The 26,188-nt window shown below is 72.5% G+C and carries 20 protein-coding genes; 14 read left to right on the top strand and 6 right to left on the bottom strand.

Annotation, left to right across the window (positions count from 1 at the left end; translation table 11 throughout):
- The first annotated feature begins 55 nt into the window (after positions 1-55).
- From R2737_07560 to R2737_07540, 5 genes are all read left to right on the top strand, one after another.
- Entirely contained in the window at positions 56-1,033 is a 978-nt protein-coding gene (locus R2737_07560) for an alpha/beta fold hydrolase (protein MEZ5116108.1), read from the top strand.
- Positions 1,034-1,035: 2 nt separating this feature from the next.
- The gene (locus tag R2737_07555; protein ID MEZ5116107.1) at positions 1,036-1,578 is read left to right on the top strand and encodes a hypothetical protein; all 543 of its coding nucleotides are present in this window, start codon (positions 1,036-1,038) and stop codon (positions 1,576-1,578) included.
- On the top strand, positions 1,575-1,988 hold the full coding sequence (locus R2737_07550; protein MEZ5116106.1) for a hypothetical protein: 414 nt from the start codon (positions 1,575-1,577) through the stop codon (positions 1,986-1,988). Before R2737_07555 ends, R2737_07550 begins: the two co-directional genes overlap by 4 nt.
- Before the next feature lie 120 nt (positions 1,989-2,108).
- Positions 2,109-7,124, top strand: coding sequence for a 2-oxoacid:acceptor oxidoreductase family protein (locus tag R2737_07545; GenBank protein MEZ5116105.1), 5,016 nt, complete (start codon positions 2,109-2,111; stop codon positions 7,122-7,124).
- Positions 7,121-9,937 (top strand): sulfide/dihydroorotate dehydrogenase-like FAD/NAD-binding protein, encoded by a 2,817-nt coding sequence (locus tag R2737_07540; protein ID MEZ5116104.1) that lies wholly within the window; start codon positions 7,121-7,123, stop codon positions 9,935-9,937. Before R2737_07545 ends, R2737_07540 begins: the two co-directional genes overlap by 4 nt.
- A gap of 11 nt (positions 9,938-9,948) precedes the next feature.
- Here the strand turns inward: R2737_07540 and R2737_07535 are convergent, their stop codons facing one another.
- On the bottom strand, positions 9,949-10,854 hold the full coding sequence (locus R2737_07535; GenBank protein ID MEZ5116103.1) for a hypothetical protein: 906 nt from the start codon (positions 10,852-10,854) through the stop codon (positions 9,949-9,951).
- Between the two features lies 1 nt (position 10,855).
- Entirely contained in the window at positions 10,856-11,860 is a 1,005-nt protein-coding gene (locus R2737_07530) for an SPFH domain-containing protein (protein ID MEZ5116102.1), read from the bottom strand.
- A 100-nt stretch (positions 11,861-11,960) separates the two neighbouring features.
- On the opposite strand from R2737_07530, the gene R2737_07525 reads away from it, so the two are divergent.
- Positions 11,961-12,686 (top strand): NUDIX domain-containing protein, encoded by a 726-nt coding sequence (locus tag R2737_07525; GenBank protein MEZ5116101.1) that lies wholly within the window; start codon positions 11,961-11,963, stop codon positions 12,684-12,686.
- 28 nt (positions 12,687-12,714) lie between these two features.
- Positions 12,715-14,157, top strand: coding sequence for a hypothetical protein (locus R2737_07520; GenBank protein ID MEZ5116100.1), 1,443 nt, complete (start codon positions 12,715-12,717; stop codon positions 14,155-14,157).
- 6 nt (positions 14,158-14,163) lie between these two features.
- Here R2737_07520 and R2737_07515 read toward each other — a convergent pair whose 3' ends face one another.
- A complete protein-coding gene (locus R2737_07515; protein MEZ5116099.1) occupies positions 14,164-14,727 on the bottom strand; it encodes a hypothetical protein in 564 nt (187 codons plus the stop codon).
- A gap of 27 nt (positions 14,728-14,754) precedes the next feature.
- Positions 14,755-15,981 (bottom strand): hypothetical protein, encoded by a 1,227-nt coding sequence (locus R2737_07510; GenBank protein ID MEZ5116098.1) that lies wholly within the window; start codon positions 15,979-15,981, stop codon positions 14,755-14,757.
- 108 nt (positions 15,982-16,089) lie between these two features.
- Here R2737_07510 and R2737_07505 point away from each other — a divergent pair, with 108 nt between their 5' ends.
- From R2737_07505 to R2737_07490, 4 genes are all read left to right on the top strand, one after another.
- Complete coding sequence (locus R2737_07505) at positions 16,090-16,611, top strand: HPP family protein (GenBank protein ID MEZ5116097.1); 522 nt, start codon at positions 16,090-16,092, stop codon at positions 16,609-16,611.
- A 76-nt stretch (positions 16,612-16,687) separates the two neighbouring features.
- Positions 16,688-18,148 (top strand): DUF222 domain-containing protein, encoded by a 1,461-nt coding sequence (locus tag R2737_07500; GenBank protein ID MEZ5116096.1) that lies wholly within the window; start codon positions 16,688-16,690, stop codon positions 18,146-18,148.
- A gap of 146 nt (positions 18,149-18,294) precedes the next feature.
- On the top strand, positions 18,295-20,775 hold the full coding sequence (locus R2737_07495) for an FAD-dependent oxidoreductase (protein MEZ5116095.1): 2,481 nt from the start codon (positions 18,295-18,297) through the stop codon (positions 20,773-20,775).
- 89 nt (positions 20,776-20,864) lie between these two features.
- Positions 20,865-22,886, top strand: coding sequence for a hypothetical protein (locus R2737_07490; GenBank protein MEZ5116094.1), 2,022 nt, complete (start codon positions 20,865-20,867; stop codon positions 22,884-22,886).
- A gap of 12 nt (positions 22,887-22,898) precedes the next feature.
- On the opposite strand, the gene R2737_07485 is transcribed toward R2737_07490, so the two are convergent.
- Positions 22,899-23,819 carry an alpha/beta hydrolase gene (locus tag R2737_07485; protein MEZ5116093.1) on the bottom strand — a complete coding sequence of 307 codons (921 nt, stop codon included), beginning with the start codon at positions 23,817-23,819 and terminating at the stop codon, positions 22,899-22,901.
- 181 nt (positions 23,820-24,000) lie between these two features.
- On the opposite strand from R2737_07485, the gene R2737_07480 reads away from it, so the two are divergent.
- Entirely contained in the window at positions 24,001-24,624 is a 624-nt protein-coding gene (locus R2737_07480; GenBank protein MEZ5116092.1) for a hypothetical protein, read from the top strand.
- 146 nt (positions 24,625-24,770) lie between these two features.
- On the top strand, positions 24,771-25,175 hold the full coding sequence (locus R2737_07475) for a hypothetical protein (protein ID MEZ5116091.1): 405 nt from the start codon (positions 24,771-24,773) through the stop codon (positions 25,173-25,175).
- 74 nt (positions 25,176-25,249) lie between these two features.
- On the opposite strand, the gene R2737_07470 is transcribed toward R2737_07475, so the two are convergent.
- Positions 25,250-25,516, bottom strand: a complete 267-nt coding sequence (locus R2737_07470) for a hypothetical protein (GenBank protein ID MEZ5116090.1) — start codon at positions 25,514-25,516, stop codon at positions 25,250-25,252.
- A 208-nt stretch (positions 25,517-25,724) separates the two neighbouring features.
- Here R2737_07470 and R2737_07465 point away from each other — a divergent pair, with 208 nt between their 5' ends.
- On the top strand, positions 25,725-26,051 hold the full coding sequence (locus R2737_07465) for a hypothetical protein (GenBank protein MEZ5116089.1): 327 nt from the start codon (positions 25,725-25,727) through the stop codon (positions 26,049-26,051).
- The last annotated feature ends 137 nt before the right edge of the window (positions 26,052-26,188 follow it).

Here is a 26,188-nt window from a genome sequence, read left to right as displayed (position 1 = left end):
AGGTACGACGGTCGCACGGGACCGCGCCCGCCGTCGACACCGGTACCGTGCCCGGGTGCTCCGGGCCGTGGTGGGGGTGATCGCGGCCGCCCTCGCGCTGGTCGGCACGGTCGCGGTCCCCGTGTCCGCCGGCGCCGACCCGATCTCCCCGCGGGGCACCACCTGCCTCCCGGCTCCGTCGCATCCCCGCGACGTCCGCCTGGTGCCCGCGCACCTCCGGGTCGACGGCATCCGGATCGCGTACGCGTGCCTGGGCGCGGGCCGCCCGCTGCTGCTGCTCAACGGGACCGCGTCGCCGATGTCGCAGTGGGATCCCGCGCTGCTGGCGGCGCTGGCGGCGCACCGGCGGCGGGTCCTGGTCCTGGACTACCCCGGGCTCGGTGCGTCGGACCTCGACGTCCCCGCGGGGACCTTCCGCTTCGCACGGATGGCGGACCTGGTGGCCGGGCTGCTGCGCCGGGTCGGCCTGCGGGACGGGGTCGACGTCCTCGGCTGGTCGATGGGCGGCTTCGTGGCCCAGCAGCTGGCGGTCCGCCACCCCGGGCTGGTGTCCGCGCTGGTGCTGGCGGGGACCTCGCCCGGGTCGCCGCGCACGGTGCTCGGGCCGCGGTGGGTGCAGGAGGCCGACTCAGACCCGAACGCCGGGCTGGGGACGTTCCTGCGCACCAACTTCCCGCCGTCGGCCCGGGCCGACGGTCGCGCGTTCCTGCGACGGCTGGCCGCGGCGCTGGACTCCGGCCGCTACCCGCCCGACGTCGTCCCCGACCGGACGTACCGCGGGATGGTCGCGGCGGAGGATCCCTGGCTGCGATCGTCGGCCAACCTGCGCGCGCTGCCACGCGTCCGGGTGCCGGCCCTGGTGGTGACCGGCGCCGGCGATGTGGTCACCCCACCGGCGAACTCCCGGCTGCTGGCCGCCGCGCTGCCCCGGGTCCGGCTGGTGCTGGTGCCCGGCGCCGGGCACGCGTTCCTGTTCCAGCAGCCCGGTCGTACGTCGGCGCTGGTCTCCGCGTTCCTGGATGCCACGGGGTAGCCGTGCTCGGGTTGTCGGACTGCGAGGCCCTCGGCACCGGCTGGTGGGTCCAGCCGGTCAACGCCTGGTCCAGCCTCGCGTTCGTACTCGCCGGTGTGTGGCTGCTGGTGGCCACGGCGGGAGCGTCCGGCGGCCGCCGGACCGCTTCCTGGGCGTACGCGGGCGGGCTGGCCCTGGTCGGGGTCGGGAGTCTGCTCTACCACGGCCCCCAGCCCGGGGTCGCGGTCGCGGTGCACGACGGGTCCCTCGTGGTCGTGGTGGCGCTCGCGGTCGGGGTCCCGCTGGTGCGGGCCCTCCGCGGGTGCCGCGTGCTCCCCGGGGCGACCCGGCGACGCGTGGTCACCGTCATGGCTCTGGGGATGACGGCACTGGTCGCCCTACGGCTGGGCCGGACCGGGTCGCCGCTGTGCGACCAGGCGTCATGGGTCCAGTGGCACGCGGCGTGGCACCTGCTGGCGGCCGCGACCCTGGCCGGCTGGGGGCTGCTTCTGTTCACCGGGAAGACACCTGCCGACTCCGGTCGGGCTGCCAGAGTGACCCCATGAGCGCTGCTTCCGTGTCGGTCGTCCACCTCGACGGCGTGGCCGTGGTGCGGGTCCACGGTCGCGTGACGGCGAACGACGCCGGAGCGGTCGCCGCTGCCGCCGCCGGCGCCGGGGGTGGTGGCCGCACCGTTGTCGTGGACCTCCTCACCGCGCACGAGGTCGCGTCCGGGGACCTCGCCGCGGCCCTGCTCGTGGCGCCGGCCGTCACCGTGGTGACGCGGGACGACGCGGTCGCGGCCGAGCTTCGCGCGCACGGCTTCCGGGTGGCCGAGTCCCTGGACGAAGCGACCGGCGACCAGGCACCCCCCGTGCCCCATGTCGAGGAGCGGGTCGAGGCCGACCGGCACGCCGTGGACCCCGGACCGGACATCTGGGCACCGGACCCGGTGCAGCCCCGCCGGAGCGACTGAGGCCCTGTTGACGCTTCAAGGGGGCCGTTGGAGAGGGCATCGGGGGACGATGGACCCGGGATTCCGGCGGCCGCAGGAGTCAGGCTGGGCCAAACCGATCCCACGGCTCCGGATAGGCACATGACTGAGCAGCCCACGTACCCAGGTATTCCCAGCGTCATCAGCGGAAACGGGGCTGTCGCCCACGTGATGCGCCACGTCTGCGGCGGTGTCATCGGCTACCCGATCACGCCCTCGACCGAGATCTCCGAGCTGTTCGAGGCCGCTCGGGCCGAGGGCGGGGTCAACGCGTGGGGCCGGCACCCGTTCTTCTTCGAGCCGGAGGGTGAGCACTCCGCGCAGAGCGGCGCCCTCGGCGCCGCCCTGACGGGCGGTCAGTTCATCTCCAACGCGTCCTCCAGCCAGGGGATCCTGTACGCGATGGAGTCGCACTACGTGACCGTCGGCAAGAAGATCGGCGGTTTCGTGCTCCAGGTCGCCGCCCGCGTGGTGTCCAAGCACTCCCTCAACGTGATGGCGGGCCACGACGACGTCTACGCCCTGCTGTCCGCCGGCTACACGATCCTGTTCGGCTCCAACCCGCAGGAGGCGGCCGACCTGGCCGCCATCTCCTACCGGGCGTCGGCGCTGTCGCTCATCCCGGTCGCCAACGCGATGGACGGGTTCTCCACCAGCCACATGCTCAGCGAGGCGAACCTGCCCGAGCCGGAGCTGCTGCGCGACTACCTCGGCGACCCCGCCGGCCGGATCCCCAGCCCCACCGTGGCGCAGGAGCTGCTCTTCGGCGCCAAGGGCCGGGTCTACCAGCTGCAGCGCTACCTCGAGCGGCACCGCGACGACTTCCGCCCCGCCGACCTGGAGTCGCTGGCGTCGTTCCTGGACGCCACCGCGGACATGGTCGAGCAGGATGACGCCGGGGAGATGGTGGCCGAGACGCTGGAGTGGGTCCCGGCGGAGCTGCGGGCGCCGTGGCGGCGGCAGTGGGTCAACTCCTTCCGCAAGGGCACCCGCCAGCTCGTGCCCGCGCTGGTCGACCCCAACAACCCGGGGCTCACCGGGCCGGTGCAGAACCAGCCCGACTTCCAGGCCGGTGCTGTGGACCACCGCACCCACTTCGCCAGTGCGGTGCCCGCCCTCGTCCGCCAGGCGATGGCCGAGTACTCGGCGATGAGCGGACGGCCCTACTCCCCGCTGCACACGTACGACGTCGAGGACGCCGACTACGTCATGGTCGGGCTCGGGTCGATCACCGACGACGTCCAGGCCGTGCTGCCGTACCTGCGCAGCCAGGGCCTCAAGGTCGGGCTGGTGTCGGTCAAGCTGCTGCAGCCGTTCCCCGAGGCCGAGCTGGTCGAGGCGCTGGCGACCGCCAAGGCGGTCACCGTGCTGGAGCGGTCCGACCAGACCGCACTCACGTCGCTGGTGACGCAGGCGCTGTTCAAGGCGCGTGCCAACGCCGACGTCGAGCAGTACGCCGGCATCCCCGCACTGGACCGGCTGCCCCGCCTGACGACGGCGATCTTCGGCCTCGGCGGCCACGACGTGCAGCCCCGGCACATCGTGGCGGCGTACAAGCACATGGCCGAGCACGCCGCAGACCGCGGCGCCTCGCCGCTGATCTACCTCGGGTCGCAGTTCTTCTCCAAGGACCCGTCGCCGGCGATGGCCGAGATCCAGGAGCGGCTGCGCGCGGCGTACCCGGAGACCGAGCTGATGGCGTTGGAGACCGAGCCGAACCCGGTGCTGCTGCCCGAGTCCGGGCTGCGGATCCGGTTCCACTCCGTCGGCGGCTACGGGACCATCGCGACGGGCAAGCTGCTCACCGACATCCTCGCCGGCGTGCTGGGGATGCACTCCAAGTCCGCCCCGAAGTACGGGTCGGAGAAGAGCGGCGCGCCGACCAACTACTACATCACCCTCAGCCCCGAGCCGGTGCTGCTCACCAACGCCGAGCTCGAGGACGTCGAGATCGTCGTCTCGCCCGACCACAAGTCGTTCATCCACACCAACCCGCTCAAGGGCCTGGTGGAGGGCGGGACGTTCATCCTGCAGTCCGACCTGTCGCCGGAGCAGGTCTGGCGCGAGCTGCCCAAGTACGCCCGCCGCACCATCCGGGACAAGGGGATCCGCTTCCTGGTGCTCGACGCGTTCGGGGTCGCGAAGCGGCACGCCCCGCGGCCCGAGCTCGAGCTGCGGATGATGGGCATCGCGTTCATCGGCGCCGTCGTCGGCCACGTCGACCGCATCACCCAGGGTGCGTCCCAGGACGCGATCCACGACAAGGTGCAGACCCAGATCGAGAAGAAGTTCGGCACCAAGGGCGTCGCGGTGGTCGAGGGCAACATGGCCGTCATCCGCGAGGGCATGGAGGTCGCCCACGTCGTCGACTACGACAGCCCCGCCTTCCGCGCCATCGACGAGGAGGCCGGCCCGGCCCAGACGCTGCTCAGCGTCGCCCTGTCCGCGTCCATGTGCACCAGCACGACGACGGCCAGCCCCACCGCCATCTTCGACCCGGCCTACTACGAGGACCTGATGGCACGGCCGTTCCGCGAGGGCACCATCGCCGAGGCGCCGGTGCTGCCGGGTGCCGGGCTGTTCATGCCGCCGGGGTCGGCGGCGTCCAAGGACAAGGGCCTGTTCCGGCTCACCGTCCCGGAGTTCCACTACGACACCTGCACCGGCTGCATGGAGTGCGCGCTGGTCTGCCCGGATGCCGCGATCCCCAACACGGTGCACGAGATCCACGACCTGCTGCTGACCGGGATCGCCCACCTCGACCTGCCCGAGAGCCAGCGCGAGCTGCTGAAGGCGCAGGTCTACCCGCTCACCGAGCGGGTGCGGGACGCCTACCGGCGCGACAAGACGCCGCGGCCGTTCCACGAGGTGGTGGCCGAGGTGGCGTCGACCCTCGACGTCGACCACCCGACCCTGCTGCGCAACGTGGACGCGCTGGTGCAGGAGCTGTCGGTCTACCCGGTGGCGCGCACACGGCCGTTCTTCGACTCGATGGAGAACGAGGTCCCCGGCACCGGCGGGCTGTTCTCGGCGACCATCGACCCCTGGAAGTGCACCGGCTGCCTGGAGTGCATCGAGGTCTGCGGTCCCGGTGCGCTAACGCCGCTGGACCAGGACGCGGACGTGCTCGGCCTGCTGCAGGAGCGCTTCGAGTTCATGTCCGCGCTGCCGAACACGCCGAAGCGGTTCGTGGAGGGGTCCACCGAGCTCGACGGCGACCTCAAGCGGCTGATGCTGGACCACCCCAACTTCTACTCCACCTCCGGCGGCCACGGCGGGTGCCGCGGCTGCGGCGAGGTCACCGCGATCCGGCTGGTCATGGCCACCAGCCACGCGCTGGGCGAGGAGCGCCGCAAGGCGCACCAGCAGGAGCTGGAGGAGCTGGTCGCGGCGCTGCAGGACAAGCGCGACTCGCTCGGACCGGACGATTCCGAGCGTCGGGACCGGATCACCGGGCTGGTCGCCGCGCTGGAGCGCCGGCTCTACCTGTACGAGGGCGGCCCCACCGGCAACGGCCCGGCGTCGACGGTCATCGCCAACGCCACCGGCTGCAGCAGCGTCTACGCGTCGACGATGCCGTACAACTCCTACCTCGACCCGTGGGTCAACAGCCTGTTCCAGGACACCCAGCCGCTGGCCAAGGGCATCTTCGAGGGCCTGTCGGCCCAGTTGGTGCCGGACGTCCGCGCGCTGCGGCTGGCCCGGCTGGAGCTGGCCGACGCGTACGACGCGGCCGTGCACGACCCGCAGCTGCGGATGCTCGCCTGGGACCACTTCACGCCCGACGAGATGGGCCTGATGCCGACCGTGCTGACCGTCGGCGGTGACGGCGCCAGCGTCGACATCGGCTTCGGCGCGATGTCCCGGGTGCTGGCCAGCGACACTCCGATCAAGGTGGTCGTGCTCAACTCCGGCGTCTACTCCAATACCGGGGGCCAGGCCTCGACGTCGTCGTTCATCGGGCAGGACTCCGACCTGTCCCGCTTCGGCGGTGCCCACCACGGCAAGCACGAGGCGCGCAAGGAACTGGGGCTGCTGGCGTCGTTCCACCCGCACGTGTTCGCCTGCGCCACCAGCACCGCGATGCACGGCCACTTCCTGGCCAGCACGATGCGGATGATCGACTACCCGGCTGCCGCCGTGATGGACGTCTACACCCCCTGCGGCGGCGAGCACGGCGTGTCCGAGGCGTCGTCCAACCTGCGGGCGCGGCTGGCCGTGGAGAGCCGGATGCACCCGCTGTTCGTGCACGACCCGCGCAACGGGGAGACCCTGCACGACTGGTTCTCGCTCGACGGCAACCCCGATGTCGACAAGACCTGGACGACGAGCACGATCGAGTACGTCGACGACTCCGGTGCCCTGCATCTGATGACCACCCCCTTGACGCCCGCGGAGTTCGCGCTCGGGGAGGTGCGCTTCAAGAAGCAGTTCCGCCGGCTGGGCGAGTCCGAGGAGGAGGGCGCGCTCCCGATCGACGAGTTCGTCGAGCTGACGGCCGATGCCCGCGGGGGCCGGACCCCGTTCGTGTACGCCACCGATGACGACAAGCGCCTGATCAAGGTGGCGTGCTCGTCGGCGATCGTCGCGCTGGTCGAGGACCGGCGCCGCTACTGGCAGACCCTGCAGTACCTCTCCGGCGTGCACGAGGCGCAGCTGACCGCACTGCACAAGGCCGACCTGGAGGAGCTGCGCGGGCTGTACGAGCAGGCGACTGCGCAGCGGGAGAGCACGCTGGACGACATCGCCCGGGCCATGTCGGAGCTGGCTACGTCCAGCGCGGCACCGGTCGGCGGGTTCGCCCCCGCCGGTGGCTTCGGCGGAGCTGCGACGGCCACCGCGGCGCCTGCCGCGGCACCGGCGCCCGCTGCGGCCGGCGGCCCCGAGGGTGCGCCGGTGTGGCTGGACCCGGCGGACCTCGAGGCCTGCAACGACTGCGGCACCTGCTACCAGGAGCTCCCGCAGTTCTTCGAGAAGACCACGGTGATCATCGACGGGCAGAGCCGCCAGGTCGCGCAGATGATCCCCGGCGCGATCGACACCGTGGAGGTGACCCCCGACATCCAGAAGCGGATCGACCGGGTCCGCAAGTCCTGCGACGGGGAGATCATCCGATGACGGACGAGCTGTCCCGCTACCTGGAGGCCAGCACCACGCTGGCTGACAGCCAGGCGCAGGTCGAGGTGCTGGAGCGCACCGAGGAGGTGGAGTCGTTCCACCACCAGATGGACCTGCTCAAGCGGCGGCTGATCTCCGACCCGCGGTCCTTCCGGGACATGTTCATCGCCGACGGGATGCAGGCGGTCGCGTGGGAGTTCCGCCAGCCCGACCTGTCGCGGGAGTTCGTGCTCCGGCTGTGGGAGATGCTGCTGCGCGGCGACGACGCCAGCGTCGTGCTGATGCGGTTCCTGTGGGACCTGCCGCTGAGCGGCAAGCGCAAGTTCATCCGCGGGATCGAGGCGCACCTGACCGACCGCTACCCGATGTTCGACCACCTGTCCGTGGACTGGCCGTCGCAGAGCGGCATCCCCCCGTACATCCGGGAGGCCGAGGACCGTACGCACGACTTCGGCCTGGTCAACCAGGGCTACCTCGGCTACATGAACGTCGGCTACACCCAGCGCGAGGTGGACCTGTTCGTGTGGCTGGAGGTCATGCGGGACAAGCAGTGCGAGGAGAAGCCCTGCGAGCTCGGCGTGTTCCTGGCCGACCACCGCGGCCCGAAGGGCGGCTGCCCGGTCTCCATCCACATCCCGCAGGTGATCGACCTCATCGGCAAGGGCAAGTTCCGCGAGGCCCTGGAGCTGGTCGAGTCCAGCAACCCGCTGCCCGACGTCACCGGCCGGGTGTGCCCGCAGGAGCTGCAGTGCCAGGGCGTCTGCCTGCAGAAGCTGCCGATCGCGATCGGCCAGCTGGAGTGGTTCCTGCCCGAGCGGGAGAAGCTGCTCGACCCGGACGCGGCCAACCGCCGCTTCGCCCGGCACCGCGACCCGTGGGAGGCCGCGACGCACCCGCCGGTCGCTATCGTCGGCTCCGGGCCTGCGGGTCTGATCAACGCCTACCTGCTGTCGGCGGAGGGCTTCCCCGTCACGGTGTTCGAGGCGTTCCACGCCCTGGGCGGGGTGCTGCGCTACGGCATCCCCGAGTTCCGGCTGCCCAACGACCTCATCGACGACGTCGTGGGCAAGATCCGGATGCTGGGGGGCAAGTTCGTCACCAACTTCGTCGTCGGCAAGACCGCGACCCTGGAGGACCTGCGCGACGCCGGGTTCCAGCGGATCTTCGTGGGCACCGGTGCCGGCCTGCCCCGGTTCATGAACGTTCCGGGCGAGCACCTGCTCAACGTCATGTCCGCCAACGAGTTCCTCACCCGGGTCAACCTGATGCAGGGCCTGCGGTCGGACTACGAGACCCCGCTGCCGGACACCGAGGGCAAGCAGGTCCTGGTCATCGGCGGCGGCAACACCGCGATGGACGCGGCTCGCACCGCCCAGCGGCTCGGCGGCAACGTCACCATCGTCTACCGCCGTACCCAGAAGGAGATGCCCGCCCGCGTCGAGGAGCTGGAGCACGCGCTGGAGGAGGGCATCGCGCTGCAGGTGCTGCGCTCGCCGTCTGAGTTCCTCGGCGACACCGAGACCGGCTTCGTGTCGGGCGCGGTGCTCCACGTCATGGAGCTCGGCAAGCCCGACGACTCCGGCCGCCGGCGCCCCGTTGCCACGGGGCAGACCGAGGTGGTCAAGGCCGACCTGGTGATCATGGCGCTGGGCAACGACGCCAACCCGATCATCAAGGACTCCGAGCCCCGGCTGCACACCTCCCGGTGGGGGACGCTCGAACTGGACCACTCCGGCTCGCAGGAGACGTCCATGGAGGGCGTCTACACCGGTGGCGACGCCGCCCGCGGCGGCTCCACCGCGATCCTCGCCGCCGGTGACGGCCAGGCCGCGGCCCGGGAGATCCTCGGCGCGGACCACATGTCGCTGGACGAGATCCGCGACAAGGTCGCGCGGGCCCGGGTCTACTCCGACCTGGCTGCCACGCCGCCGACGATCCTGGCCAAGGGCCACCTCAGCGACGGGATCGAGGAGTTCACGGTCCGCGCGCCGATGATCGCCCGCTCGGCGCGGGCCGGACAGTTCGTCCGGCTGCTGCCGCGGCCCGACGGCGAGCTCATCCCGCTCACGCTGGCGGACTGGGACCCCGACGAGGGCACCATCTGCCTGGTCGTGCAGGGCGTGGGCACCAGCAGCATCGAGATCAACCAGATGTCCGTGGGTGACGCCTTCACCGGCATCGCCGGACCGCTGGGGCGGGCCAGCGACGTGCATGCGTACGACCCGGACACGACGGTGGTGTTCACCGCCGGCGGGCTGGGCCTGCCGCCGGCGTACCCGATCATGCGCGCCCACCTGAAGGTCGGGAACCACGTCACGCTGGTCTCGGGCTTCCGCAGCAAGGACCTGATGTTCTGGGACGGGGGCGACGAGCGGGTCGGGGTACTGCAAGCGGAGTACCCCGACCGGTTCGACGTCGTGTACACGACCAACGACGGGTCGTACGGCGTCCCCGGCTTCGTCACCGGACCGCTGGAGCAGATGCTCGAGGCGAACGCGCGCGGCGAGGGCCGCCGGGTCGCCGAGGTCGTCACCATCGGCCCGCCGCTCATGATGCGCGCGGTCAGCGACCTCGCCGTCGCGCACGGCGTGCCCTGCGTCGCCAGCCTGAACTCGATCATGGTCGACGCGACCGGGATGTGCGGCGCCTGCATGGTGCCGGTGACCATCGACGGCAAGCTGGTGCGCAAGCACGCCTGCATCGACGGCCCCGAGATCGACTCGCACATCATCGACTGGGACAAGTTCCTGCCTCGCTTCGGCCAGTTCAAGGCGCAGGAGCGCCGAAGCCGGGAGGCCCACGGCCTGGCCTGACCGTCCGGCTCCTACCGGCCTGGTGTGGCCAGCCGCAGCACCCGGGCGGAGACGTCCACGTGGACCGTCTGGCCCCAGGAAGCCGTGAGGCGGTCCGGCTCCAGGCCGTCGCCGAAGACGACCAGCGCGTCGGACTCCACGGTCAGGACCAGGGACTCGTCGGTCGCGAGGACGCCCTCGGTGAGGTCGGTGCCGGTTGCGGGCGAGGGCCAGGCCTCGCGCACGAACCAGGCCAGGACCGGCTCCGTGGGCGCGGGCAGCGGCACCGGGTGGACCCGCTGGCGGACCAGTGAGGCCGCCCAGCCGGTCGCACCGGTACCGGTGGCCACGACCAGGCCGGACGACGACTGCCGCTCGGGGGCGTCGCTGCCAGGGGCGCGCAGCCGGTAGCGGGCGGACTGGTGGCTGGCGTGGCCGACGTACACGTCGTTGACCGCGTGCAGCTCCTGGCCGTCGTCGAGTGCGGCGTGCACCATCACGCGGGACTCGCAGGCGAGCGCGCCGTTGGCCGCGGCGGCCAGCAGCGCCGGGACGATCTCGGGTGCGTGCGGCACGAGCACGCCAGGGTTGCGGCCCGGCTCGGGGTCGATGCCCACGACCGGCTGGCCGTCGAGGTACTTCGCGACGTTGGCGACCAGGCCGTCCGGGCCGACGACGAGGACGACGTCGTCGGGCTCGAACGGGAAACGGGCCAGGTCGTCCCGCTCGACCGAGCCGCGCCGCCACGCCGGGGGGACGGCGTCACGGACCCGGTCCAGTGCGGACCCGAGGTGATCGTGCCGGTCCTGCACCTCGGCCAGGGTCCGGCCCCGGGTGCGCAGGAAGAACTCCGCCGCGCCCCGGGTGCCGTGCCGGTCCACCAGGTCGTCGAGCTCGGTGCGCCGGTGCACGACGACGGCGCGCGGGACGGCTGCCATGTCAGGACTCCTTCGGACCGACCAGGCCGGCGAGGGCGGTGGTGAGCAGGTCGGGGGTGACCGTGAGGTGGCCGATCTCGGGGAGGTGCCGGGCCAGCTCCTGCAGCGTCAGCGCGGTCAGCACCGACGGGTCGACCCCGTCGTAGGCGGCCAGGCGTGCGGCCTGCGCGTCCGCCTCGGCCGCACCGAGGGTGCGGGTGCGCTGCGCCTGGGCGCCGGCGACCAGGTCGTCCCGCTCCACGCGCGCGGTGGTCTCGACGAGCGCCGCCGCGGCCGCCTCCTCGGCGCGCCGGCGGGCGTTGAGCCCCTCCTGGGCGACCAGGCCCGCCTCGCGGGCGGCCAGCTCGATCCGGTTCGCCAGCTCGTTCTCCGCGATGGCGCGCTCGCGGTCGACGGCCAGCGCCCGACGGGTGCTGGTCGCGGCATCCGCCTCGGTCTGCGCGGCCTCGCGGGCGGGCGTCTGCAGCGCGCGCTCCATGTCGGCGTCCGCGCGCACCGCGCGGATGCGCACGCCCAGGACGCCGATCCCGGTGGACACCAGGCGGTCGTCGCTGCGGAGGCCGGACACGATCCGGTCGGCCAGGTCGGCGGTACCGGCGGTCACCGCGCGGGCGACGGTCAGGGTCGCCACGGCGTCGCGGGCCAGCGCGGACGCGGACTCGGTGACGACCTGCTCGACCTGCTCCAGCGGGGTGGCGCTCCAGGCGCCGGTGTCGGGGTCGACACCGAAGTCGATCCGCTGGGCTACCGTCTCCGGCTCGGCGAACCGGAACGACACGGTCAGGGCGACCGTGACGTCCTGCAGGTCGGCGGTACGGGCGTGCGCCACGACCGGGAGCTCCCGGTCGTCCACCGGGACCTCGCTGATCGCGGCCGACAGAGGGCGGAACCAGAAGGCGGTGCCGGGGCCGGTGTGGCGCAGCCTGCCGGCGGACGTGTGGACCGCGTACATCGTCGGGGCGCTGCGCAGGTGGCTGAGGAACGGGTAGCGACGGATGGTGGCCATGACGACCTCCTCGGGTCCATGCCGTGACGGATGATTCTTGTCGAATCGACGATAACCCCGAGGATAGATATCGTCAAGTCGACGAGATATGGTGTGCGTCATGGCAGGAGACGGCTCCCACGACTACCGGCCGGGGGACTTCCCGCCCTTCGCGGTCACAGTCGACCTGGTGGCGCTGACCATTCGGGACGACCAGCTGCGGGTGCTGCTGGTGACGCGTGGCGGGGAGCCGTTCCGTGGCCGACCTGCGCTCCCCGGCGGGTTCGTGCTCCCGGACGAGGACCTGCCGCAGGCGGCGGCCCGCGAGCTGTCCGAGGAGACCGGGTTGCGCCGGGTGCCGGGCCACCTGGAGCAGTTGGCCACCTACGGAGCGCCCAACCGCGACCCCCGGATGCGCGTGGTGTCCGTGGCCTACCTGGCGCTGGCCCCGGACCTCCCGGACCCGTCGGCCGGCTCGCACGCGGCGGACGCCGGGTGGTGGCCGGTGCACGAGGCGCTGGCGGCGCGGCTGGCGTTCGACCACCGCCGGATCCTGCGGGACGGGCTGGAGCGGGCGCGCAGCAAGCTGGAGTACACCTCCCTCGGCACGTCCTTCTGCCCGCGCGAGTTCACGGTCAGCCAGCTGCGCCGGGTGTACGAGGCGGTCTGGGGAGTGTCGCTGGACCCCCGGAACTTCCACCGGAAGGTGACCGGAACGCCCGGCCTGCTCGAGGACACCGGGCTCACCGTCGTCGACGGTCCGGGTCGACCGGCCACCCTCTACCGCGCCGGGCCGACCGGCTCGATCCACCCGCCGCTGCTGCGGGAGCGGTTCGCCGAGCGGTAGCGCTCTCGCCGCCTGGCAGGCTGGAGCCGTGGACCCTGACTCCGGTGCCGGGCTGCTGCACCGGCTCACGTCGTACTCGCCCGACCGCGACTGGGACATGCCCGCCGACGATCCCCGGGTGCGGCACGACCTCGAGCCGAACGAGGTCGCGACGTTCCCGCCGCCGATGAAGTCGTACGACCCCGGCCTGCCGACGGTGCTGCTGCCGCGGGACCTGCCCGACCCCGGGGTGTCGGCGACGTCCGTGCTCGCCGGGGTCGAGGCCGATCCCCGGCCGCTGGATGCTGCCTGGCTGGGCCGGCTGCTGTTCCTCGGCGCGGGCGTGGTGCGCACGTACGACCACGCGGACGGGCGCCGGTTCCTGTTCCGGGCGTCGGGGTCCGCCGGGGCGCGCTTCCCGCTGGAGGTCTACGCGTGCACCCGCGGCGTGGCCGGGGTGCCGGACGGCGTGCACTGGTACGACGGGCAGCGGCACGCGCTGGTGCAGGTCGGACCCGCGCCCGAGGGCACGGCCACGACCCTGGTGGTCACCGGCGTGCCGTGGCGCACCGGGTGGCGCTACGCCGAGCGCGGGTGGCGGCACCTGTACTGGGACGGCGGGACGTTGCTGGCGCAGCTGTCCGCGGCGGCGCGATCGGCGGGGTGGCCTGCGGGGATCCGGTCGGTCTTCCCCGACGCGTCCGCGCGGCGCCTGGTCGGAGCCGACGGGGTCCACGAGTACCCGCTCGCGCTGCTGACTGTCGCCGACGGCGACCCGGCGATCGGGCCCGCAGGGGACGCGGTGGCGGGTGAGCTCCCACCGGTCGAGTTCCCGCTGTGCACCGCGGCCCAGGAGGCGGGCGAGCGGAGCCGCGTGGGACGGGCATGGCTCGAAGGCCCTGTGCTGGAACACGTCCCGCCGTCGGACTCGCTCGACGCGGTCACCCTGCGCCGTGGCTCGCAGCGGTTGATGGACCGGTCCCGCACGCTGCCTCGCGAGACGCTCGAGTGGTCGATGGCTGCTGCGACCCGCGGGATCGACGTCCCGCACTGGGTCGTGGTGCACGGTGTCGACGATGTGCCGGCGGGGGTCTACCGGTGGTTCGACGGGCTGGTTCCCGTCTACGCCGGGGACCTGCGCGACGAGGCGATGCGGGTCTGCCTGGACCAGATGCTCGCGGCCGATGCGGCATTCGTCGTCGTGTCGGCGGCGCCCGCCGCCGTGCTGGACGACCGTTCCTACCGGGCCGCGCAGCTCGCCGCGGGGGTGGTGGAGGGGCGCCTGCACCTGGCGGCGTACGCGCTGGGGGCGTCGGCGTCCGGGATGACCTTCCTGGACTCCGAGGTGCCGGCGTTCCTCGGCATCGAGGAGGACGTCGCCACGCTGCTCTTCACCTGCGTCGGGGTCCCGGAGTACGCCTCCCGTTCGGGTGGCCGACCCGGCGCCCCCGTGGAGGTGCGGATGGTGACGCCACGGCTCGGCGACGAGTAGCCGCGGCTACCGGACCGGGACGAGGCCGCGGACGAAGCGCTTGATGTCGGCCAGCGCCAGGTTCTGGGTGTAGACCTCGACGAACGTCGCCGACCGCCCGTTCGCACCGGGCAGCCTGACGGTGGTGTACGCGCCCTGCTTGACGAGCGCGGCCGTGGTGCTGGCGCAGGTGGGCCGGTCGTTGGCGCAGTCCCCGTTCACGACCGCCTTGGCGCCGCGTACCCAGAAGGTCGTGTAACGCGTCACGCCGTCCGGACCGTCGAGGCAGGGGCGGCCGTCGTACTCGTTCAGCCCGATCCACCGTGAGCTGCGCGTGGCCTGGCTGCCGTAGTCGACGCTGATGCCGGCCTCGGTCCCCGGGCACGGGATGCGCTGGAAGCCCGAGCGCGGCAGGCCGTAGGTGACGGTGGGCGCGTACACGGTCCACGACACCGTCGCCTGCACCCGCTCGTACGGTCCGGCCGCGACGTCGCCGGCGGGAACGGCCGACGCCGTGACGGGAACCGACGCGAGGGTGGCGAAGGCGACGAGGCCGGCGAGGACGCGCACCGGGCGCGAGAGGGTCCGCATCCGCGCAACGTAGCGCAGCCGGCGGCGCTACGAGATCAATCCCAGCTCGGCGAGCAGCAGCCAGGACGCCGCCAGCGCGGCCTTCCGCGGGAAGGGGTGGTCGAGGTTGGGGGACAGCGCTCGCATCCGCGCGGGGAAGGGTGCGTAGGCGATGTCCCAGTGCGTGCCGTGCAGCATCGCGACATGCGTGGCCGTGGCCAGGTCCATCGTCGCCTGCTTCTGGGTGAGCTGCATGTCGTTGTTCGCGTCGTACTGCTGCATCCGGACCGTGTCGACGAACTGGAACGACGGGACCTCCAGCGGCGTGGTCGACCCGGTCACGTTGAAGAAGGGGATCTGCAGGTCCAGCAAGAGGTCCGCGGTGTCGTGGTTGAACTGCTCGCGGACGTCGGTACGCAGGTCGTAGAAGGCCTGCTTGATGTCGTACTCGTCCACGCGGCGCAGGCCGGTCCGGTCGACGAAGCCGGGGGAGAGCATCTGCAGGAACGCGTCGAGCTGGTCGGAGATGCGCTGAGTGTCGAGGTCCTCGATCTGGCCGTAGATGCTGTCGGCTGTGTACGAGCCGCCCATGGCGCCGGCCCAGGTGAATACGGCCTTGATGCGACCGGCGTACTCGGGGTGGTCGGCGATGAAGGTCGCGATGTCCGGGCCGCCCTTGCTGTAGCCGATCACCCAGACGTCGCCCGGCGGCTCGGGATCCACGACGGGGGTCAGGTCGGCCTCGAACCCCTCACCGCGGTCGAGCGCCGCGAGCAGGTCGGCCTCGTTGGCCACGCAGCCGCGGAACGGGTGCAGGTCGGCGCGCAGAGTGCGCCACCCCCGCTCCTCGGCCAGCGCCGGCGCCTCCTCGACGAAGGCGTGCGCGCCCGGGTGCAGGATCCCGGACAGCATCCCCGGGCACAGCAGCAGCGTGGTGTCGGTGATCTCCTCGACCGCGGGGTCGGGTAGCTCCACGTCCCAGTCGGCCGCGCTGATGCCCTTGAGGAACCGGTCGGCGATGCGCTGCCGGTCCGACCGGGTGTCCTTGCCGATGCGGGGGATGGCCGCGCCGAGCCCGGCCGGCTTCTCGGCGTGCTCCAGCGCCACCGGGTCCTGGACCGCCTCGCGCAGGAACAGGTCCTTCCACCGCAGTGCGGTCCAGCGCTTCACGGTGGGGTCGCTGAAGGCGGCGACCCGGTCGTCGGCGACCCACGCGGCGACCTCGCGCACCACGTCGTCGTACCGACCGGCCTCCAGGTCGTGGGCGAGCGGCATGGTCCCGTCCTTCGTCGCGTCATCCGATTCGAGCGGTGCCATGGTGGCCGATGGGCGACGGCGCCGGTGCGTTTCCGTCCGGATGCGGCACGGGGCTTGGATGACGGCATGGACGAGTCCCCCGGCTGGTACCTGCTGGTCGCCTCCGCCGCGAGCATCGCGGTCGTCGGCGTGCTCGCGCTGGCCACCCACCAGCCGTTCGTGTTCCCCAGCCTCGGGCCCACGGCCTACATCGTGTTCGCCACGCCCCTGGCGCTCGCGGCCTGCCCGCGCTCCGTGCTCGGTGGTCATCTTGTGGGCGTGCTCGCCGGGGTGGTCGGGCTGCTGGCGTTCGGGCTGTGGGGTGTCGCGCCCGACCTGGAGGACGTGACCTGGGCCCGCGTCGGTGCCGTGACCGTGGCGCTCGCGCTCACGCTGTCCGTGATGACGTGGCTGGGAGTGGCGCACGCCCCGGCCGGGGCGACGACGCTCATCGTCGCCCTCGGACTGCTCGACACGGTGGGGGACCTGGTCGTGATGATGGCGGCCGTCCTCGTTCTCGTCGTCGTGGCTGCCGTCATCAACCGGGTCTTCGGTACGGCGACGCCGTGGTGGGGAGCTCCCCCGGGTGGGGTCGGCAAGGTCTCCTAGCGCTCCTCAAACCCGTTCATCCCCAGTCTGTTTCGGGCGGTGGGTTGTGTCGGACCCCCTGGGTAGCGTGGGGGTCGTGGCGGAGGGCTGGTTCGACCTGAGTGCCGACGGCGGGTGGCCGTGGGAGGGCCTGGCGCCGGGTCCGCAGCTGGCGGCGGTGCTGGCCGAGGTCGACGGGTCGTCGTTGCCGGGGCAGGCGCGGGTGTCGCTGCTGCGGGCGTGCGAGGCGTTGGCGGGCTGGGTGGCGGTGCGCTCCGCGCACGCCCTGGTCGATGTCGCCGACGCGGTGCAGGCCGCCGCCGGTGACCGGGGCGCCGCGACGTCGTCGTCGTCGTGGGTGGGGGAGGAGGTCGGCGCGGCGTTGCGGCTGGCGCCGCGCACCGCGGTGGGCCGGGTCGCCGCGGCGTGGGACCTGGTGCGCCGCTGGCCGGTGCTGGGCGAGCAGGTTGCGGCCGGGTCGTTGACGTGGGGCCAGGCGAGGGTGGTCGCGGAGGGCGTGGCGGTGCTGGCCGGCCGCCTCGACGCGCAGGGCCGGGACCTGGCCGAGGTGGCCGTGGAGCGGCTGCTGTGGACCGCGCACCGCTACCCCCCGGCCCGGCTGCGGGAGCGGGTCACCGCGTGTGTGCTGGCGCTGGACCCGGCCGCGGCGGCGCGGCGGCGCCGCCGGGCGGTGCGGGAGGAGTCCGGGGTGTCGTGGTGGGCCGAGCCGGACGCGATGGGCTGCCTGGCGGTGCGCGGCGCGGCCCCGGACCTGCTGCGGCTGCGCGACGCGATCCACGCCCACGCCCACCACGCCCAGACAGCCGCCCAGGCCCGCGGCTCCCAGACAGCCGCGTCGGCTGCCGGTGACGCCGGTGACGCCGAGGGCGCGGGGTTCACGGTGGGGCAGTGGCGGGTGGCCGCGGTGCTGGACGCCTTCGCCCTCCCCAGCGCGACCTACCCCACCAGCGGACCCACTCCGGGCGCGGCGTCGGCCGCAGGCCCGGCGCCGTCGGGGCCGGGGTGCGGGCCGGTGGTGGGGGTGGTGGTCGACCTGGCCACCCTGCTGGACCTGGCCGATGCGCCGGGGCTGCTGCCCGGGTACGGCCCGATCGACCCCGACCTGGCCCGCGCGCTGGCCGGCGACGCCGACTGGGTGCGCTGGGTCACCGACCCGGTCACCGGGCACCTGCTCGACGACGGCACCCGCCGCTTCCCCGGCACCCGGCTGGCCCGGTTCATCAAGGCCCGCGACGCCCGCTGCACCCACCCCGGCTGCGGGCGGCGGGCGACCGGCTGCGACGTCGACCACGTCCCCGCGTACCGCGACAGCCCGAGCACCCGCGCGGACCGGCTGGCCGCGACCTGCCCGAAGCACAACCGCGGCCGCGACGCCGCCGGCTGGACCGCCCGCCCCGACCCGATCCGAGACCCCTACGCCGGACCCGAACCGGTGTGGACCTCACCCCTGGCACGCACCTACCGCGCCACCACCACCGAGGTCCTGCCCCACCCCTCCGGCCCGTCCCGACCCCCACCCGACGAGCCCCCGTTCTGACAGTCGGGGCCCTGGACAGGGGATCTCAACCTTGCCTGCGCGGCTGCACGCGTTCGGCCACGATGGGAGCGACGGCGTCGGTACCGCCCGGCGACGAGGACGAGCGGCGACTAGCGGTAGGACGAGTCCACGGTCGGGGAGCGCCCATGGGAGACGAACTGGCCAGCACGGCGCGGGTCGTCATCGTCGGCGGTGGCATCGTCGGTTGCAGCGTTGCCTACCACTTGGCGCGACGCGGCTGCACGGACGTCGTCCTGCTCGAGCGTGCTGAGCTGACCAGCGGTACCACCTGGCATGCTGCCGGCCTCGTCGGCCAGCTGCGAGCCACGCAGAACCTCACCCGGCTGGCCCAGTACACCAGCGATCTGTTCGCGTCCCTGGAGTCCGAGACCGGACAGGCCACCGGGTTCCGCCAGACGGGCTCGTTGAGCATCGCCACCCACTCGGAGCGCTTCGAGGAGCTGAAGCGGCAGGCCTCGATGGCCCGCCTGTTCGGACTGACGGTGGAGCTGCTGGACACGCCGGAGATCGCCGCCAGGGTGCCGATGGCCCGGGTGGATGACGTCGTCGGGGGTGTCTACCTGCCCGGTGACGGAGTCACCAGTCCGGTCGACACCACGCGAGCACTCGCCCGCGGCGCGCGCGCAGCCGGAGTCGTCATCCGCGAGCACGCCCCCGTGACCCGCATCCTCGTCGAGGACGGCCGGGTCGCCGGGGTGGAGTGCACCATCGACGGCGAGCCGTATCGGATCGCGTGCGAGGTGGTGGTCAACGCCGCCGGGATGTGGAGCCGTCAGCTCGGCGAGGACGCCGGGGTCACCGTGCCGCTGTATGCGGCCGAGCACTACTACGTCGTCAGCGACCCGATCGAGGGCATCCCTGCCGACATGCCCGTGCTGCGCGATCAGGACGGCTACGCGTACTTCAAGCCGGAGGGCGGGAAGCTGCTGGTCGGGTGGTTCGAGCCGGTGGCGAAGCCGTGGCCGGCCGCTGACGCCCGCGGGCGAGGTCGGATCCCCGACGACTTCACGTTCGGCTCCCTGCCTCCTGACTTCACGCATCTGGAGCCGATGATGGAGGCCGCGATGCACCGGGTTCCCGCCCTGGCCCAGGCCGGCATCCAGCTGTTCTTCAACGGCCCCGAGTCCTTCACCCCGGACGACCGGTACCTGCTGGGCGAGTCCGCCGAGGTCAAGGGCCTCTTCCTGGCCTGCGGCTTCAACTCCATCGGGATCCAGTCGTCCGGCGGGGCCGGCAAGGTCGTCGCGGACTGGATCGTCGACGGGCATCCCCCGATGGACGTGTGGGACGTCGACGTTCGCCGGATGATGCCCTTCCAGCGCACCAGCGCGTACCTGCGGGACAGGACCGTGGAGACGCTCGGGCTGCTGTACGCGATGCACTGGCCGTACCGGCAGCCGGAGACGGCGCGAGGTGTGCGGCGCAGCGTCCTGCACGACCGGCTCGAGAGCCGCGGCGCATGCTTCGGAGTCGTGGCCGGCTGGGAGCGGCCGAACTGGTACGCCCCGACCGGCGTCACGCCGCGCTACGAGTACAGCTACGGCCGGCAGAACTGGCTGCCCCACTCGGGCGAGGAGCATCGTGCGGTCCGCGAGGCGGTGGGGCTGTTCGACCAGTCGTCGTTCGGCAAGTTCCTGGTCCAGGGCGCAGACGCGGAGCGGGTGCTGAACCGGGTCTGCGCCAACGATGTCGCCGTACCGGTCGGCCGGATCGTCTACACCCAGTGGCTCAACGAGCGCGGCACCATCGAGGCGGATGTCACCGTGACCCGCGAGGCCGACGACCGCTTCCTGGTGGTCACCGCGGCGGCCACCCAGGTCCGTGACCTGGCGTGGCTCGTCGACCACGTCCCACCCGGTGCGCGCTGCGTGGTCACGGACATCACCTCAGGCCTGGCCGTCCTGAGCGTGATGGGTCCCCGGTCGCGTGACCTGATCGCCGAGCTGGTCGACGTGGACCTCGACAACGAGCGGTTCCCCTTCGGCACGTCGCGCGAGGTCGGTCTGGGGTACGCGCGTGTCCGGGCCAGCCGCATCACCTACGTGGGTGAGCTGGGCTGGGAGCTCTACGTGCCGACGGAGTTCGCCGCCGGCGTCTTCGACACGGTCGAGGCGGCCGGAGCCGCGTGGGGATTGAGGCTGTGCGGCTACCACGCGCTCGACTCGCTGCGGATGGAGAAGGGATACCGCAGCTGGGGTCACGACATCTCCACGGACGAGACACCGATCGAGGCCGGACTCGGCTTCGCGGTGGCGTGGGACAAGCCCGGCGGGTTCCTCGGCCGTGAGGCTCTGCTGCCCATGCGCGAGAGCGGACCTCCGCATCGGATGCTTCAGTTCCGGCTGCCCGACGACGGCCCCCTGATCTACCACAACGAACCGATCTGGAGCGGCGGGAGCATCGTCGGCCGGATCACCTCCGGCGCGTACGGGCACACCGTCGGAGCACCTCTCGGGCTGGGGTACGTCTCCACCCAGCATGGCGCCCTCGACGGACCGTCCCTCGAGGACCGCGCGTACGAGGTGGAGGTCGCCTGCGAGCGGATCCCGGCGACGGCCTCGCTGCGACCCCTCTACGACCCCAGAGGTCTGCGGGTGAGGTCCTAGATCCTCGGGGGAATGACGCGGAATCGGCGGCAGCCTGCCCGGCGGGGGGTCAGGATGCGGTGCGACGGCGCAGCGGGACGGAGTCCGACATGGGCGCGACACGCGGCAGCGGGGAGCATGTGACGGCCGGGCAGCGGATCCGGTACCGGCTGGACAACGCGCTGCTGCGGGGTTCCGTCCCCGTCCTGGGCTGGCTGATCGCGGTGACGGTGGTCGTGGTCGCGCTCGCCGCGACCGCCATGTGGCTGACCGGCTGGGGGCCGGCGGACGAGCAGACATCGTTCCTGGAGGGCATGTGGCTTGCCCTCACCCGGTCCCTCGATCCCGGGACGTTCGGAGGCGACGAGGGCACCCGGTTCCGGCTCATCACCCTGCTGGTGACCCTCGCCGGGCTGCTGATCCTGGCGACCCTGGTCGGTCTGGCCACCACGGGCATCGACCGGCGGCTCGACGAGCTGCGGCAGGGTCACTCCTTCGTCGTGGAGGAGGGGCACCAGCTCATCCTCGGGTGGTCGCCGCTCGTCCCCCGGATCGTGTCCGAGCTCGCCGAGGCCAACGCGGTCTTCTCCAGCGTGAGACGGCCGGCGATCGTGGTGCTCACGGAGCGGGCGGCCACCGAGGTCGAGCACGACATCCGTTCGGCTGTCAGGGATCTGCGGGGTTCTCGGCTGGTCGTGCGCAACGGGGACCCGGCGCTCGCGATCGACCTGCAGTTGGTCCGCCCGACCCAGGCGCGGTCGATCATCGTCGTGTCGCCCAGCCGGCCGGACCCCGACGCCCAGGTCGTGCGGATCGCGATGGCGCTGCAACAGTTCCCAGCCACGGCGTCCATCACCGCATCGGGTCGCCGCCCGACGGTGCTGGAGCTGCGGGACCCGGCGATCGCACGGTCCCTGGACACCGGGCTTCGGACGATGGCCGCGCATCTCGACGGAGTCGCCGGCTCCCCGCCGCCCGTCATCCGCATCCCGCAAGAGGTGGTCGGGCACATCACCGCACGGGTGCTGCGGAACCGCGGCCTCAGCAGCATCTACGAGGACCTGCTGGACTTCCAGGGCCAGGAGTTCTACCTGCGACCCAAGTCCGACTGGTCACCCGACGCCGTCTTCGGGGACGTCGTGCTGTCGTGGCCGCGCGCCTGCGTCGTGGGCGTCGTGGACGCGGACGGCGTCGCCCGCCTGGCGCCGCCGCTGGACCTCCCGCTGGCATCCGTCGAGAGCCTCATCGTCCTGGCGGAGGACGACGACCCGCGGCTGTTCTCGAACCCGGAGCGGGAGCCGGTGGCGGCGGACCTCGCCGGCACGGCCCCCCAGGTCGTGCAGTCCGCGTCGGCTGACCACGCCGTGCGCGTGCTGATCATCGGCTGGAGCGCGATGGGGGACAAGGTCCTGGAGCAGCTGACGGTGGAGCTCGGGGATCGCCTGCAGGCCACGGTCGCGTTCGATCCGATGCGCGTTCCCGAACGGGTCGCCACGCGGCTGCACTCGGACAGCTCGAGTGTCACCGCGGTGCAGGGCGACACGGCGGATGCGCGCTTCGTCGACTGGCTGTTCGCCACGGGCGCGCCGTACGACCACGTCCTGGTCCTGTGCTACCGGGGCGACCTCTCGGAGGACGATGCCGAGGCCCACACCCTGCTGACCCTTCTGCACGTGCGGAACGCGGTGTCCCGGCCCGGCCAGGGGGCCAACGTGGTCACCGAGCTGCTCCGCGCCCAGGACGAGCAGGTGGCCGGCGGTTTGGCAGCGCCGGACGACTTCATCGTGAGCGACCGGCTGACCGCCCTGCTGCTCACGCAGATCAGCGAGACACCCGTCCTGGCCGGCGTCTTCGAGGACCTGTTCGACGTGACCGGCTCGGAGATCGTGATCCGGAGCCCGGAGCAGTACGGCCTGGGCGAGGAGTTCTCGTTCGTCGACGCCGTTCGCGAGGCGGCTCGGCGCGGTGAGTCGGCGATCGGGTGGCGCCTTGTCGACCCCGACAACCCGCGCCGAGCGACGTCGCAGCTGAACCCGCCGAAGAAGTACGCGCCGCGAGCCCGCGACACCGAGGTGCTGGGCGTCATCGCGATCCGCGGCCCGCTCGAGCCGGGAGCCACCGACGACCAGTAGAGCCGCCGGCACCTAGGTCGCGAGGAAGTCGGCGATCTCGCGTCGTACGCGCTCCGTCTGCCCGAGCTGCAGGTGGCCGCCCGACTCCAGGCTGACCAGGCGTGCCCCGGGGATCCTCGCGGCCGCAGCCGCCGCGGCGTCGTACGAGGCCAGCGGGTCGTCGACCGCGTGGACGACGAGCGTCGGCACGAGCAGTTCCTCGAACGGGTAGCCGGTGATCTCCGGGTTGGTGCGGTAGGCGTCGAGGATCGCGCCGTCCACCCGCGGGCCGATGGGGAAGATGCTCCCCAGCATCCGCGCCATGACCGCCTCGTCCTCGGGGCCCCGTGGGAACCCGTCCGGCACCCCCATCAACCGGGCGAACATCGGTCGGGCCGTGGCCTTCAGCAGCCACATCGCCGGGTCGGAGTAGAAGACCGTCGCCCACTCCGGCGGTGCCTGCGCCGTGGTGCTGCCGGGGAAGTTGCCCGAGCTGAGCACGAGGTGTCGCACCCGATCGGGGTGCCGGAGCGCCAGTTGCACGGCTGCGCTCGTCCCCGCGGAGATGGCCATCACGTCCACCCGGTCGAGGCCCAGGTGGTCCAGCAGCGCCACGAATGCGTCGGCCTGGTCCGCCGCATTCGCCTCGGGGGGCAGCGCAGAGCCGAGGTAGCCGAACCGCGACGGGACGATGACGCGGCGGTCGGCGACGGTGTCCCGCACCGATTCCAGCCCGCCGTCGCAGCCGTGGAAGATGCCGTGGCTCACCAGCAGCGGCTCCCCCGTACCGCGCTCGGCATACTCCACCGGGCCGAACGGGGTGTCCGCCAGCCTGCGGTCGAAGGCTGCCAAGCGAGCGTGAGTCTGGGCGAGGTCACGGCGGTAGCGCGTCGCGGCCCAGCCCGCGGCCGCGGCGGTTCCCACCGCCACAGCCGCTGCCAGACGTGCACGCATCAACTCGATTGTCCCGCCGACCGCTGTCGCGTCTCAACCCAACGACGGGCACCGAGGTGCCAACCCTTGACCACCCACGCGATCAGGTTCACGCTCACAGTGCGTGGTGCCCTGGGCGAGTGGCCGCGCCGGGACGCCCGCATCCAGCCCCGAGAAGGGCTGAGCGGGGAGGGAGCCGGCCGTGACTGGTGGCGTGGTCCTGGCTGGGTGGCTGCTGGTATCTGGGCCGATCGTGGGGATGTTCCCGGTCGGCAACCCCGCGCTGGTGTCGGAGTGGTCGATGCCGCACGACCGTTTCATCGCCACGGTCGGGGCGCACCGCTCCGCGTGGGCCTGGCTCAACGCGGGGTTCGCGCTGGCCACGATCGCCACGACGGCGGGGCTGGTCGTCTTCGCGCTCTCCCTGCCGGACGGGTCGGCCGTCGCGGGGGTGCTGTCCGCGTCGATCGGCTACCTCGTCGGCGGGACCCTGTGGTGCGCGGTTCTTGCCATCCGTACCCGGATCACCCCTCATCTCGCCGACCAGGAGGCCGAGGCCAGCGCCCGACCTGACGCGCTGCTGCTCGACGCTGCCACGACCGGGCTGTTCCAGGGGTTCGTGCTCATCACCGGCGTGGCCCTGGCCGGCCTGGGGGTCGCGCTGCTGCTGACAGCGACGGGGGCGGTGGGCGTTGCCGTCCTCATCCTGCTCTGCGGGATCGGCGCGATCGGCTGGCTGCTCGGCACCGGGGACGTCATCCCCGCGGCGCTCTACCTGCCGACGCTGGTCCTCGGCGTGGCCCTGCTCGCCCACTGGACACCCTGAGGCGGCTCGTGCGCGGACTTCTCGGCGGGCGGTCCCGAGTGCGCTTCGGAGAAGTCCCCCACGTCCTGTGCCGGGGTTGCCCGCGGCAGACGCAGAACGGCCAAAGCGCCTCTCGCGCATGCGCATTCCAACACTAGGGTTCGGAGATGGGAGTCGACGTCGTCGCGATCGCTGCCGCCCTGCTCTTCGGGGTCATGGCCCTGTTCCAGGTCGCGCTCGCCCTCGGCGTCCCATGGGGGCAGTACGCGTTCGGTGGCCGCGCCGTCAGGGACGACGGGACATTGCCGCCCGCGTACCGCCTCGCCAGCGCCGTCGCTGCCGTCCTGTTGCTGCTCTTCGCGACCGTCATCCTCGTCAGGGTAGGGGTCATCGGGAGCGCTGGAGACAGCACCGTGGTGACGGTGCTGTCCTGGGTGATCGTGGCCTTCATGGCGATCAACACGCCCATGAACTTCATGGGCAAGCACTGGATCGAGCGGTACGTGTTCGGTGGGATCACCCTCGTGCTGGTCGTGCTCTGCGCGGTCGTGGCCGTCGCGGGGCCCAGCTGAGTACTTGTGGGTCGCCGCCGCCGGCCTGGACCGGGTCGACGTCGCTGAGGGTGCGTGGCCGCAGTGCGAGCCGCTCATGCGTTCGCTGTCATCAGACGTCGGGTGATCGTGATCGTCGTGCGCCGCGGCACCAGGCGCGGCAGCCGGGCGGACAACGCGTTGCCACGGCCGGACACCACGCTCGGCGGAGGCGTGCGGCGGCCCAGCGCGCGCATGGCGGTGGCCACGACCTGCTCGGGGGTCTGGCGCCGCCCGACGCTGGCGGCGTTGCCGGCGATGTCGAAGAACTCCGTCTGGGTGGCGCCGGGGCACAGGGCCAGGGCCGTCACGCCGGTGCCCACCAGCTCCCCCCACAGCGCCTCGTTGAACGCCGTAGACGGCCATGAAGGGCACCGGCTGGAACGCCGCGGTGCTCGCCACGTCGACGACAGCGCCCCGCTGACGAGCCAGCATCCCCGGCAGCAGGGCGCGGGTCAGTCCCACGACCGTGGTCACGTTCACGGTGACCTCGTCTGCGATCCGGGTCGCGTCCCCGCCCGCGAATGACCCGTGGGTGGCGAGAGCCTCGGCGAAGGCAGAGCCGATGCCGGAACTGGCGCCGGTGACCAGTGGTTCGAGAGCGCCGACGCCATGCCCGACGAGCTCACCCCGTTCGGCCCAGGCCTCGACCTGCTGGATCGCGTCGCCGACCTCGTCCGCGCCCACCAGGCAACCGACCCGGAGACCAGTCATGAACGTGCCTTGCGCATCTGGGCCGGACTCCTCGGGCTCACCTCACTGTGCACCCACAGGCCCGGCGCCCCCTGGGCCACCACCGCGCTGCAGGACGCGGCAGCCCTTCTCGAGTCCCTGCAGGCGCTGCCCCAGAGCCGCTGACCGCCTCCCGGCGGTGCCCGGCGGGGTGAGCGTGAACGCCGGAACCTCCCGGCGGAATCAGTATCGGCGGACGGGTTCAACCGCCCTCTGCACGTGGATCAGAGCGGCTGCCCGTGGGCAGGGTCCAACGGCACTGG

It is taken from the genome of Candidatus Nanopelagicales bacterium (genome assembly GCA_041393815.1).
Lineage (GTDB): Bacteria > Actinomycetota > Actinomycetes > S36-B12 > JAWKJK01 > JAWKJK01.
The sequence above is the reverse complement of the archived record's forward strand: the minus strand, read 5'-3'. Positions and strand labels throughout refer to the sequence as shown.

Coding starts and splice junctions, on each gene's coding strand:
- R2737_07550 (MEZ5116106.1), top strand. CDS start 1,575: ATGAGCGCTGCTTCCGTGTCGGTCGTCCACCTCGACGGCGTGGCCGTG.
- R2737_07545 (MEZ5116105.1), top strand. CDS start 2,109: ATGACTGAGCAGCCCACGTACCCAGGTATTCCCAGCGTCATCAGCGGA.
- R2737_07540 (MEZ5116104.1), top strand. CDS start 7,121: ATGACGGACGAGCTGTCCCGCTACCTGGAGGCCAGCACCACGCTGGCT.
- R2737_07535 (MEZ5116103.1), bottom strand. CDS start 10,854: ATGGCAGCCGTCCCGCGCGCCGTCGTCGTGCACCGGCGCACCGAGCTC.
- R2737_07530 (MEZ5116102.1), bottom strand. CDS start 11,860: ATGGCCACCATCCGTCGCTACCCGTTCCTCAGCCACCTGCGCAGCGCC.
- R2737_07525 (MEZ5116101.1), top strand. CDS start 11,961: ATGGCAGGAGACGGCTCCCACGACTACCGGCCGGGGGACTTCCCGCCC.
- R2737_07515 (MEZ5116099.1), bottom strand. CDS start 14,727: ATGCGGACCCTCTCGCGCCCGGTGCGCGTCCTCGCCGGCCTCGTCGCC.
- R2737_07510 (MEZ5116098.1), bottom strand. CDS start 15,981: ATGCCGCTCGCCCACGACCTGGAGGCCGGTCGGTACGACGACGTGGTG.
- R2737_07505 (MEZ5116097.1), top strand. CDS start 16,090: ATGGACGAGTCCCCCGGCTGGTACCTGCTGGTCGCCTCCGCCGCGAGC.
- R2737_07495 (MEZ5116095.1), top strand. CDS start 18,295: ATGGGAGACGAACTGGCCAGCACGGCGCGGGTCGTCATCGTCGGCGGT.
- R2737_07490 (MEZ5116094.1), top strand. CDS start 20,865: ATGGGCGCGACACGCGGCAGCGGGGAGCATGTGACGGCCGGGCAGCGG.
- R2737_07485 (MEZ5116093.1), bottom strand. CDS start 23,819: ATGCGTGCACGTCTGGCAGCGGCTGTGGCGGTGGGAACCGCCGCGGCC.
- R2737_07475 (MEZ5116091.1), top strand. CDS start 24,771: ATGGGAGTCGACGTCGTCGCGATCGCTGCCGCCCTGCTCTTCGGGGTC.